The sequence below is a fragment of the Pseudomonas peli genome (assembly GCF_050563605.1).
Lineage (GTDB): Bacteria > Pseudomonadota > Gammaproteobacteria > Pseudomonadales > Pseudomonadaceae > Aquipseudomonas > Aquipseudomonas peli_A.
The window spans coordinates 1-225 of sequence record NZ_JBNXUH010000066.1; the positions used below are offsets into that span (position 1 = coordinate 1).

Genomic DNA, 225 nt, shown 5'->3' on the forward strand with positions numbered 1-225 from the left:
TGCCACCATTGCTCACTCATAGCGCATTCCCCTTGAGAACCATCGGCAAACCCGCCACGGTAAACACCACACGCTCACAACGCTCAGCCAGGGCCTGATGCAGCCAGCCCGCCTCGTCAACATAACGGCGGGGCAGCTCGCCCCGCGGNCACCNCCCCCCCCCCCCYKTCTCTTTTAWCACARCTCCCAGCCCACCAGAMGAAAAGAGCGAGCTCGTATGSCGGC

General features: G+C 63.6%; 1 pseudogene. It reads right to left on the reverse strand.

The window, feature by feature from the left end:
* Nucleotides 1-16 precede the first annotated feature (16 nt).
* Nucleotides 17-163: pseudogene (locus ACQ4LH_RS21095) on the reverse strand (bifunctional adenosylcobinamide kinase/adenosylcobinamide-phosphate guanylyltransferase); the annotation flags it as partial.
* Between the last annotated feature and the right edge of the window lie 62 nt (nucleotides 164-225).